This is a genomic window from Tardiphaga sp., assembly GCF_028290785.1.
Classification (GTDB): Bacteria; Pseudomonadota; Alphaproteobacteria; order Rhizobiales; family Xanthobacteraceae; genus Tardiphaga.
The window spans coordinates 1-10,684 of sequence record NZ_JAQGJD010000326.1; the positions used below are offsets into that span (position 1 = coordinate 1).

A 10,684-nucleotide genomic window follows, 5' to 3' on the forward strand; every position below is an offset into this window, starting at 1 on the left:
GGATGGCGCGTCACAGGCTGCCGCGCAGCAGCGGGTTCTGGGCTCCGGTGACCCAGTCGGCCGAGGTCGCCGGCAGCGCCGAGCCGGTCGCACAGCCTCTGCGCTTCAACTCGGCATGGGCGAACAACTCCGCCAGCTTGGGATCGTTGCGGGCGGCCAGCAGCACCAGCCGGTTCAGCGTACAGGCGACGGCGGCGCGCTGCGCCGGCAGGTTGTCGCCCTGGCACGACCAGCCGGAAATCTTCAGATTCGCCGCCTCGAAGCCCTTCATGAAGCCGAGGCAACGCTTGCTGCCCCCGGGCCGGTCCGCGAAACCGAACAGCGTCACCGGGCCGAACTTGCTGTCCACGATGCCTTCGCCGGCAACTTCCCGGGCGCCGCCAGGGTTCATGCGACCGGCGATTTCGTCTGCAGGCAGTCCGGCCGGGCCGGCTTCAGCGCCGGGCCGATAGATTTCCAGCTCGGCGATCGGCTTTTCGCCCGCCGCAGCCCAGCGCATGACGTCCTTGCGGCCGCCGTCGGGATGCCGCCAGATTTCGTAAATCTCTGTCTTTCCTGACGAATCGAACTGGCTGACGGCGAAAGCCGGATGCGACCGGGCGGCTGCGCTCCAGCCCGCCTTGGCCACCGGCTCGGTGGCGGCCTCCAGCTCGACGCCGTCCCACAGATTGACGGCGACGATGACAAGCAGCGCCAGGCTCCCCATATAAGCAAGCAGCCGCACGGCAATGGCGCCGCACTCGTCAGCGAAGCTCTGCAGGGCCGGATGAATGCCGGACTGGCCGGGTTCGGAAAGCCGAATTGAACGCATCTGGCACACTGGCGGTCGCAAAATCGTCGTGAGACGTGGTGTTGGCGTTGTCTTGGAAGCGTTTCTCGCATAGAAGCGCGGCTCTTCCCTTTCCGCAGCTTGCGGAGGCGAAGCATTTTTCTTCGGAGAGTGAACGATGGGTTACAAAGTCGCGCTGGTCGGAGCGACCGGCAATGTCGGGCGTGAAATGCTCAACATCCTGGACGAACGCAAATTCCCCGCTGACGAGGTGGTGGCGCTGGCCTCCCGCCGCAGCATGGGCGTTGAAGTCTCCTATGGCGACCGTACCCTGAAATGCAAAGCGCTGGAGCATTACGACTTCAGCGACGTCGATATCTGCCTGATGTCGGCCGGCGGAGCGGTGTCCAAGGAATGGTCGCCGAAGATCGCCGCGGCCGGCGCCGTGGTGATCGATAACTCGTCGACCTGGCGCATGGACCCCGACGTGCCGCTGATCGTGCCGGAAGTGAATGCCGACGCGGTGGCCGGCTTCACCAAGAAGGGCATCATCGCCAATCCGAACTGCTCGACCGCGCAGCTCGTGGTGGCCCTCAAGCCGCTGCACGACAAGGCTGTCATCAAGCGCGTCGTGGTCTCGACTTACCAGTCCGTTTCCGGCGCCGGCAAGGATGCCATGGACGAGCTGTTTTCGCAGACCAAGGCCGTCTACACGAACTCCGAACTCATCAACAAGAAGTTCCCGAAGCGGATCGCCTTCAACGTCATCCCCGAGATCGACGTGTTCATGGAAGACGGGTTCACCAAGGAAGAGTGGAAGATGATGATGGAGACCAAGAAGATTCTTGATCCCAAAATCAAGCTGACCGCGACCTGCGTGCGGGTACCGGTGTTCGTCGGCCATTCCGAAGCGGTCAACATCGAATTCGAGAACCCGATCTCGGCCGATGAAGCCCGCGACATCCTGCGCAATGCGCCGGGCTGCCTGGTGATCGACAAGCGCGAGCCTGGCGGTTACGTCACGCCCTACGAAGCCGCCGGCGAAGACGCCACCTACATCAGCCGTATCCGCGAGGACAACACGGTCGAGAACGGCCTGGTGCTGTGGTGCGTGTCGGACAATCTGCGCAAGGGCGCGGCGCTGAACGCGATCCAGATCGCGGAATGCCTGATCAACCGCAAGCTGATCACCGCGAAGAAAAAAGCGGCGTAATTTGTAGGGTGGGTTAGGCGCTCTTGCGCCGTAACCCACCTGCCGGCGTGCGATCATCGAAAGGCGGTGGGTTACGCGCTTCGCGCTAACCCACCCTACGCACTTTACTTCACCGGCACGAATTCCTTCGCTTCCTGATCCAGCACCGACAGCGACCCCACCGCGACGCCGAAATAAGCGCCGTGCAGCTGCAGATCGCCATGCTCGACGGCTGCGCTGACGAACGGGAACGTCGTCAGATTTTCCAGGCTGCGGAACACCGCGGCCTTTTCGATTCGGGTGGCAAATTCCGTCATGCTCTCGTGGTCGCGGATCTCGACCTTTTCGCCGGGCTTGATGAACATCGACATCCACCGCCCGATGAAATCACCCGGCGACAGCGGCGCGGCGTTATCAACGAAGGCGCGGATGCCGCCGCACTGGGCGTGGCCGAGCACCACGATGTGCTTCACCTTCAGCACCTGAACCGCATATTCCAGCGCCGCCGAGACGCCGTGGGCGCCGCCGTCGGGCTGATACACCGGCACCAGGTTGGCGATGTTGCGCACCACGAACAGTTCGCCCGGGCTGGCATCGAAGATGACCTCCGGCGACACCCGGGAGTCGCAACAGCCGATCACCATCACCTCCGGCGACTGGCCGCGCTCGGACAATTCGCGGAACCGCGACTGCTCGGTGGGCAGCCGCTGCGAGGTAAAGGTCTGGTAACCGGAAATCAGGCTGGGCGGAAATGCTGTCATGGCTTGCCTCTGGGTTGCCCCGGCTAACCATAGGATCCGGCCGCGAACAAGCCTTTCGGGCGCCGGGCCGAAATGTTATCGCGAATGCCTGAAAAACAACCAGCTATAGCTGACAGGGAAGCTTCATGATCCGTCCGCGCCGCACCATGCTGTTCATGCCGGGCTCCAACCCGCGCGCGCTGGAGAAGGCCCGCAGCCTGCCCGCCGACGGCATCATCCTCGACCTCGAAGACGCCGTGGCGCCGGACGCCAAGGCCACCTCCCGCGACGCCATCGCGCAGACGCTGGCGGCCGGCGGCTTCGGCAAGCGCGAGGTCATCGTCCGCATCAACGCGCTGGATTCGCCGTGGTGGATCGACGACGTCACCATGGCCGGTAAGGCCAAACCCGACGGCATTCTGGTTCCCAAGATCTCCAGCGTCGAGGACCTCTCGGCGATCGCCGACCGGCTCGGCGACATCGGCGCCGACATGTCGATCAAGGTCTGGGCGATGATCGAGACCTCGCGCGCCATCCTGCATGCCGAAGAGCTCGCCGCCTCGTCGCGGGATTCCGAGATGCGGCTGGCCGGCTTCGTGTTCGGCCCCAACGACATCGCCCGCGAGACCCGCATCCGCATGATGCCCGGCCGCGCCGCCATGCTGCCGATGATCACGCATTGCATCCTCGCCACCCGCCTGCACGGGCTCGAAATCCTCGACGGCCCCTACAGCGGCATCGGAGATCCCGCAGGCTTCGCCGAGGAAGCGACCCAGGGCCGCAATATCGGCTTCGACGGCAAGACGCTGATCCATCCCAGCCAGATCGACGCCTGCAACGAGATTTTTACGCCGCCGCCCGAGGAAGTGGCGCAGGCGCGAAGAATCATCGCAGCGTTCGAACAGCCGGAAAACGCCAGCCGCGGCGCGATCCAGCTCGACGGCAAGATGGTGGAACGGCTGCACGCGGAGATGGCGAAGCGGACCATCGCGATCTCTGCTGCGATCGCCGCGATGGGGTGAGCGTGCGTAGGGTGGGCAAAGGCGTGCTTGCGCCGTGCCCACCATCGCGCGCTCCGCACATCGGTGGTGGGCACGCTTCGCTTTGCCCAGCCTACGGTTTCGCGATCCGCGCCGTCGCCCAGGCATAGAAGCTGCCAGGGATCGGCTGCTCCTTGCCGCGCCCCTTGGGCGAAATGTGAAATCCGAGAATCTCCGGATCCGATAGCAGCGCCGAAAAATCCGACGGCTCGAAGAACCGTTTTGGCTCGGCGTGAATCGAATAATACGACTTCCGCGGCAGCGCGTAGTCCGCATAGCCGAAGCGCTGTGCGAGCGCGGTGAGCGAAGCCGGCCCGAAAATCGCCACCCGAATATCCGACAGCCGCTGCGATCCACCGCGCCACTTGCGCCAGGCAAACGTCAGTCGGTGCCGCCACGCCAGCCAGTCCGGCGTCAGTTCGTCCTGCTGCATCAGCGCATCGAAAGCCTTGATGATCGGATCGCCCGGTGGCAGGTACAGCACCGAATTGCCGAGCTGCCGCGATTTCTCCCAGGCGAAGTAGGGCTTGGCCGGATCGATCTCGATCGGCTTCAGCAGCAGCACATCGGCGTCGAGCCACAGGCCGGCGCCCTGGGCCATCAGCCGCATCCGGAAGAAATCGCTGAACTGCAGCGTGGTCCAGTCGCGCCACGATCCGTCAGGGCCGGAGGGCCGCAGCCGCTCGGCGAAAGCGCGCGGCAGCACCGCTTCGGCGTCGGCATTGACGACGCCATCGGGCAGGCCCGCAAGCGGCGCAAAACTGTAAAGTGTAACGCGGTGGCCGGCGGCAACCTGCGAGCGCAGGCACAGCAGCCGCAGCGCATCGAGCGGCCCGTCCCAGAAGGTGGCGACGTCAGGAATCACGCGCGTCACCTTCCACGACCATCAGGTCCAACAATCAGGCCCAGGCGCGCGCGGTCTTTGCCTTGGCTTCGTAGCTGTCGATGGAAGCCTGCTTTTCCTTGGTCAGGCCGATGTCGTCGAGACCGTTGATCATGCAGTGCTTGCGAAACGCGTCGATCTCGAACTTCACCGTGCCGCCGTCGGGGCCGCGGATCTCCTGGTTCGGCAGGTCGATGGTCACGGTGGCATTGGCGCCGCGCTCGGCGTCGTCGAACAGTTTGTCGAGATCGTCCTGCGAGACGCGGATCGGCAGCACGCCGTTCTTGAAGCAGTTGTTGTAAAAAATGTCGCCGAACGAGGTCGAGATCACGCAGCGGATGCCGAAATCGAGCAGCGCCCAGGGCGCATGCTCGCGGCTCGAGCCGCAGCCGAAATTGTCGCCGGCCACCATGATCCTGGCATTGCGATAGGCCGGCTTGTTGAGCACGAAGTCGGGGTTCTCGCTGCCGTCGTCCTTGTAGCGCGCTTCGGCGAACAGGCCCTTGCCAAGTCCGGTGCGCTTGATGGTCTTGAGGTACTGCTTGGGGATGATCATGTCGGTATCGACATTGATGATCTTCAGCGGCGCCGCGACGCCTTCCAGCGTGGTGAACTTGTCCATGGTTCTCTTCCCGGTTGAGGCGGCGTTTTAACCCGATTGGGCGTGACGTCCAAGGCTGATTTGCGCAGGGCTTCCTCTTCCTTCCCCCCTTTTGGGGCGAGGTGGCACGGACGAAGTCCGTGACGGATGAGGGGTTACTGGGCTCGGAGCTTGCGGCTACCCCTCACCCGGCCGCGCTGCGCGCATCCACCCTCTCCCACAAGGGGAGAGGGAAGTAAAAACCTCAATCCTCGACCTGGGCTTCGATGGCCTCCATGTCGTCGTCCGACAGGCCAAAGTGATGCCCGATCTCGTGGATCAGGACGTGGCGAACGATATGGCCGAGGGTTTCGTCGTGTTCGGCCCAGTAATCCAGGATCGGGCGGCGATACAGCCAGATCATGTTGGGCATCTGGCCGGTGTTGTCGTGGCTCTGGAACGGCAGGCCCACGCCCTGGAACAGGCCGAGCAGGTCGAATTCGGTCTCGGCCTGCATCTCTTCCAGCACTTCTTCCGTGGGGAAGTCGTCGACCCGGATGATGACGCCTTCGCAGAGCCGACGAAAACCGGCAGGCAGGCGCGCGAACATGTCGTGCGCCATGGCTTCCATTTCGGCGAGATCGGGGGCTTTTGCGGCGGGCCACATCCGGCCTTTGTAGACAACCGGACCGGATTCGGCAAAGCCGCCGGCCCGCGGTTGACGGGCGGGCGGCAATCGGTGACGTTGCGGTCGTGGATGTCAGGTTCGGGGCGTAGGATGCGGATCAGCTTTGCAGCGATGGGGTTGGCGGCGGCGCTCGGCGGCTTACCGATGGCCGGCGTCGCACAGGCTCAAACCACCGCGCGCGTCACGCAGGCGCAGCCCGGCCCCGACGTTTCGGCGCAAACCCGCCGACCTCGCGCGCGGGTCCGGATTTATCGCAACTACGACGTGCGCGGCGTCTACCCGCGCTACAATCCCGGCCCCAATGCGGTGCGCGATTGCACTGCCACCTACGTGCAGGAATTCCGCCCGAGCGGCACCGTTATCGTTCCGCGGATGAACTGCTTCTGGCGTCCAGGCTAGAAGCTCGGCGCCGCCTGACGGCGCCGAACAATCCTGCGGCGATCAATAGCGCGCACCCGCCATAGACGACGATGGCCATCGCCAGTTGCAGCGATGCACTGACGGTTCCGGGCATCACGCCGGGACCCTGCGAGGCCATGGCACTTCCCGCCGCGACCAGCGTTCCGCCCACCGATGCGAGCGCCGCAACCACGTTCAGTTTCCGCGATGGCAATATCGACATGGTGACCTCCCGTCTCTGAGTTACGAGAGATACGCATGACGCCGCGTACCGGTTTTGCGCCATGGCTGCGGAACCAGCGCGGCGCTTTTGCATTCATGTGAGCGGCATCGCCATTCAGTTTTCATTCACGTCGCCAGTCCTAGCCTGATCCTACGACGCAAGTAGCGCTGGTTGACGTCGGCACGATGTCCGCAGACCCCAAGGAGGATGCACATGAATGTGAAAAGTATTCTGGGCCTGACCGCAGTGGCGGGATTGCTGGCGATCGCCGCGCCGGCGGAGCGCGCCAGTGCGATGTCGCTGGCCAGCCCGGGCATCGCGGCCGCGGTGCAAAGCGAGACAGTAGCCGGAACCACCGAAGTGCGCTGGCATCGCGGCGGCTGGCATCGTCATCATGGCTGGCATCGTCATCGCGGCTGGCATCACCGCCGCCACTGGCGTCATCGCCATCGCTGGTGAGCCGGCAACGCCGAATCAATAATTCGTTCGACAAGCAGGCTCGCGCAAGCGAGCCTGCTTTTTTGTGCGCGCAGCGAACCGTGCGCGCGAGCATTGGCACGTTTTGTCGCAGCGGCATTCATGACGCGTTCAGATCGGCATCGATAGTTTTGCGCAAGGGCGAGTGAAGCAACGCCTCGCCGGCATGCGCCGGCGCAGTTCGATGCGTTGCAAGAATCCGGAAGGATGATGCAGATGACGGCGATGCGAGGTTTGAGGCGCGGACTGGTGCGTTCGCTCGGAATGGCCGCCACCGCGGCGATGATGCTGTCGGCCGTGCCGGCCGCGCGAGCGGTGTCGCTGATCGGCCCCGGCGCCGCGCCGGCCGCCGGGCAGGCGCGCGATGCGCTCACCACCCAGGTGCAGCACCGTGGCGGTGGTGGTGGATTTCGCGGAGGTGGGGGCGCGCCGCATGCCGGCGGCGGCGGTTTCCGCGGAGGCGGCCCCGCATTCCACGGTGGCGGAGGGGGTGGCGGATTTCGCGGCGGCCCCGCTTTTCATGGCGGCGGCGGTGGATTTCGCGCCGCAGCGCCGGCGTTTCGCGGACCGATTGGCCGGCCGGCCTTTGCCGGCGGCGGATTTCGTCACGGCCCGGCATTTCACGGCGGCGGGTTCCGACGCGGTCCCGCGTTTCACGGCGGCGGCTTTCGTTACGCGGCACCGGTGTTTTACGGCCACCGCCGGCATCACTTTCGCCCGCGCTACTACGGCTACCAGCCGTCCTACTACTACCCGCGCTACTACCATCCGCGCCGTTTCTGCCGGATCGTGATGACCTATTACGGCCCGCGTAAAATCTGCCGCTATCGGCCGTGGCTGCGGCACCACTGGCACCGGCGGCATCACCATCGGTTCAACGTTTATTGGTAAGACGTACTTGTCCCGGACGCGGTGCGGCGCCCTTGTACCGCTCCGCACAGCCGGGACCGTTACGGGGCCGGCGTTTGCGACGGCCCCGGCTCAGCGAAGCAGCACTTCGTGCTGCATCGCGTCCGGGGCACGGCTATCCACTCAATCGCCGAGCTGAAATCGCTCGAATCGGCCAAGCTCTTCCTCGATGCGGCGTTTCCATTCCTTGCGCGGCGCCTTCCTCGCGCCGTCGCCGACCCAGTTCCATTTCTGCATCAGCACTTTTCGCGATTGCCGGTCGGTCTTCAGATCGAGCGCGGCCACGATCTCGCCATCCACCAGCACCGGCAGTGCGAAATAGCCGAGCTGACGCTTCTCTTTGGGTACATAAGCCTCGAAGCGGTGATCGTAGCCGAAGAACAGCTTCGTCCGCTTGCGCTGGATGATCAGCGGATCGAACGGCGACAGGATGTGCACCAGCCCGCTTTCGCCCGCGCCGTCGTCCTGCAGCGTCGCCGGCGCCGCCCAATGCTCCTGCTTGCCGGAGCCGTCGAGCGCGACCGGCACCAGCTCGCCGCGCCGCGTCCGCGCCTCGATCAGTTTTCGCACCGCGGCCTTGCTGGGCGCATCGAGATGACAGATCGAATCCAGGCTGACGATGCCCTGCGAGCGTAACGCGCGATCCAGCAGATAAGCGATCTTCTCGAGGGTGGTAGCGGCCTTCGGCAGTCGGTCCCAACCGAAGTGCCGCAGCGTGAGATCGTAGGTCTTCAGCATGCCGGTGCGCTCGGAGATCGTCAGACGGCCTTCGTAGAACGCGAGCTGCAGCGCGCGCTTCGACGGCTTGCGGCTGGCCCATTCGTGATCCTTTTCACGCAGCACGTCGTCGTCGATGTCGCGGATCGACAGCGGCCCGGCCTTCGCCAGCCGCATCACTTTTCGCATGTCCGCCGGCGTCACCGTCGCGAACCACGCGTGGCCGTTGCTACGGTAGTATTTCATGTCGGGCACGAAGAAACGCAGGTCCGCCGCGGGCACGTAGGCCAGCGCGTGCGTCCAGTACTCGAACACGCTCTTGTCGCGGCTCTGTGCGTGCTTGAGATGCTCGCGCCTGTAGCCGGGCATGCGCGAGAACAGGATGTGGTGATGGCTGCGCTCGATCACGTTGATGGTGTCGATCTGCACATAGCCGAGATGCGCCACTGCGTCGGCAACACCCTGCGCGCCCTCGCCGAACGGCGCGCGCACATCAAGCCGCTGCGCCCGCAGCCAGATGCGGCGGGCGGCGGCGTTGCTGACAGGGATTGGATCGGCGGGCTTGCGGGGCATCGTCCGGAGTATAGCAGGATTCACCGTCAGCTTTGACAGTGCACCGACCTCTCAACCGTCGTCCCCGCGGATGTGGGAATCCATAGCCTCTGTCCGATCAATTGGAGGAAGCCATCAGCCGCGTGCCGGCACGAATCGACAGCGTGTATGGGTCCCCGCCTTCGCGGGGACGACCCAATGAGAGCTGCGCGCAACAACCATGGCCGGAGCAGCTAACTCAGCGCCACTCGCGGATATCCACGAAATGCCCCGCGATGGCCGCAGCCGCAGCCATTGCCGGCGACACCAGATGGGTGCGGCCCTTGTGGCCCTGGCGGCCTTCGAAATTGCGGTTCGAGGTCGCAGCGCAGCGTTCTTCGGGCAGCAGCTTGTCGGGGTTCATCGCCAGGCACATGGAGCAGCCCGGTTCGCGCCATTCGAAGCCGGCCTTGAGGAAGATTTTGTCGAGGCCCTCGGCTTCCGCCTGTTCCTTGACCAGCCCTGAACCGGGGACAACCATGGCATTGACGCCCTCGCGCACCTTCTTGCCGCCACCCAGAACGGCTGCCGCAGCGCGGAGGTCCTCGATGCGGCCATTGGTGCAGGAGCCGAGGAAGACGCGCTCGATCGTGATGTCCTCGATCCGCTCGCCGCCCTGCAGGCCCATGTACTCCAGGGCCCGCTCGGCCTGGCCCCGCTCGGCCGGGTCGTCGAAGGAGTCGGGGGTGGGGACGGTGCCGTCGACGCCGACGACCATGTCGGGCGTGGTGCCCCAGGTGACGCGCGGCGACAGCGCGGTGACGTCGACGTCGATCTCGCGGTCGAAGGTCGCGCCCTCGTCGGTGTAGAGCTGCTTCCAGGTCTCCACGGCGGCGTCCCACGCGGCGCCGGTCGGCGCGGCCGGCTTGCCCTGGACGTAGTCGAACGTCGTCTGGTCCGGGGCGATCATGCCCGCGCGGCCGCCGCCCTCGATGGTCATGTTGCAGATCGTCATGCGGCCCTCCATCGAGAGCGCCTCGACGGCGGGGCCTGCGAACTCGACGACGTGGCCGACGGCGCCGTCGACGCCCATCTGACCGATCGCGCCGAGGATCATGTCCTTCGCGGTGACGCCGAAGGGCAGGTCGCCGACGAAGTTGATCCGCATCGACTTCGGCTTCTTCTGCACCAGGCACTGCGTGGCGAGCACGTGCTCGACCTCGGAGGTGCCGATGCCGAAGGCCAGCGAGCCGAACGCGCCGTGCGTGGCGGTGTGGGAGTCGCCGCAGACCATCGTCATGCCCGGCTGGGTCATGCCCTGTTCGGGACCGACGACGTGGACGATGCCCTGGCGGTCGGACCCGAGCGAGAAGACCGGCACGCCGAACTCGGCGCAGTTCTCCTCGAGCTTCTCGACCTGCTTGCGCGACAGGACGTCCTTGATCCGCGCCGCGACGGGCGTGCCGTCCGTCGGGACGTTGTGGTCCGCGGTCGCGAGCGTCTTGTCCGGGCGGCGCACGAGGCGGCCGGCCAGGC

General features: G+C 65.3%; 13 protein-coding genes. 6 read left to right on the forward strand and 7 right to left on the reverse strand.

The annotated features are described in order from the left end of the window. Positions 1–10: 10 nt before the first annotated feature. Positions 11–811, reverse strand: a complete 801-nt coding sequence (locus JWR89_RS20675) for a hypothetical protein (protein WP_299719601.1) — start codon at positions 809–811, stop codon at positions 11–13. A 136-nt stretch (positions 812–947) separates the two neighbouring features. On the opposite strand from JWR89_RS20675, the gene JWR89_RS20680 reads away from it, so the two are divergent. After that, complete coding sequence (locus JWR89_RS20680) at positions 948–1,982, forward strand: aspartate-semialdehyde dehydrogenase (RefSeq protein WP_299719603.1); 1,035 nt, start codon at positions 948–950, stop codon at positions 1,980–1,982. Positions 1,983–2,086: 104 nt separating this feature from the next. Here the strand turns inward: JWR89_RS20680 and JWR89_RS20685 are convergent, their stop codons facing one another. Continuing rightward, the gene (locus JWR89_RS20685; protein WP_299719606.1) at positions 2,087–2,722 is read right to left on the reverse strand and encodes a carbonic anhydrase; all 636 of its coding nucleotides are present in this window, start codon (positions 2,720–2,722) and stop codon (positions 2,087–2,089) included. A 125-nt stretch (positions 2,723–2,847) separates the two neighbouring features. Between JWR89_RS20685 and JWR89_RS20690 the strand changes: the two genes are divergently transcribed. Further along, a complete protein-coding gene (locus tag JWR89_RS20690) occupies positions 2,848–3,723 on the forward strand; it encodes a CoA ester lyase (RefSeq protein ID WP_299719608.1) in 876 nt (291 codons plus the stop codon). A gap of 91 nt (positions 3,724–3,814) precedes the next feature. Here JWR89_RS20690 and JWR89_RS20695 read toward each other — a convergent pair whose 3' ends face one another. The 3 genes from JWR89_RS20695 to JWR89_RS20705 form a co-directional block, all read right to left on the reverse strand. Then, positions 3,815–4,606: a hypothetical protein gene (locus JWR89_RS20695; RefSeq protein ID WP_299719610.1), complete on the reverse strand. Its 792-nt coding sequence runs from the start codon at positions 4,604–4,606 to the stop codon at positions 3,815–3,817. A gap of 34 nt (positions 4,607–4,640) precedes the next feature. Beyond that, the gene (leuD, locus tag JWR89_RS20700; RefSeq protein WP_299719612.1) at positions 4,641–5,246 is read right to left on the reverse strand and encodes a 3-isopropylmalate dehydratase small subunit; all 606 of its coding nucleotides are present in this window, start codon (positions 5,244–5,246) and stop codon (positions 4,641–4,643) included. A 223-nt stretch (positions 5,247–5,469) separates the two neighbouring features. Next, entirely contained in the window at positions 5,470–5,871 is a 402-nt protein-coding gene (locus tag JWR89_RS20705; RefSeq protein WP_299719615.1) for a metallopeptidase family protein, read from the reverse strand. 111 nt (positions 5,872–5,982) lie between these two features. On the opposite strand from JWR89_RS20705, the gene JWR89_RS20710 reads away from it, so the two are divergent. From JWR89_RS20710 to JWR89_RS20725, 4 genes are all read left to right on the forward strand, one after another. Beyond that, positions 5,983–6,291: a hypothetical protein gene (locus tag JWR89_RS20710; RefSeq protein ID WP_299719617.1), complete on the forward strand. Its 309-nt coding sequence runs from the start codon at positions 5,983–5,985 to the stop codon at positions 6,289–6,291. Positions 6,292–6,362: 71 nt separating this feature from the next. Continuing rightward, a complete protein-coding gene (locus JWR89_RS20715) occupies positions 6,363–6,533 on the forward strand; it encodes a hypothetical protein (RefSeq protein ID WP_299719619.1) in 171 nt (56 codons plus the stop codon). Between the two features lie 194 nt (positions 6,534–6,727). Beyond that, a complete protein-coding gene (locus JWR89_RS20720) occupies positions 6,728–6,973 on the forward strand; it encodes a hypothetical protein (protein ID WP_299719621.1) in 246 nt (81 codons plus the stop codon). Positions 6,974–7,207: 234 nt separating this feature from the next. Continuing rightward, positions 7,208–7,882, forward strand: a complete 675-nt coding sequence (locus tag JWR89_RS20725; protein ID WP_299719623.1) for a hypothetical protein — start codon at positions 7,208–7,210, stop codon at positions 7,880–7,882. Positions 7,883–8,023: 141 nt separating this feature from the next. Here the strand turns inward: JWR89_RS20725 and JWR89_RS20730 are convergent, their stop codons facing one another. Next, complete coding sequence (locus JWR89_RS20730) at positions 8,024–9,190, reverse strand: crosslink repair DNA glycosylase YcaQ family protein (protein WP_299719625.1); 1,167 nt, start codon at positions 9,188–9,190, stop codon at positions 8,024–8,026. Positions 9,191–9,407: 217 nt separating this feature from the next. After that, on the reverse strand, positions 9,408–10,684 hold a 1,277-nt coding region (leuC, locus tag JWR89_RS20735), incomplete at its 5' end, for a 3-isopropylmalate dehydratase large subunit (protein ID WP_299719627.1).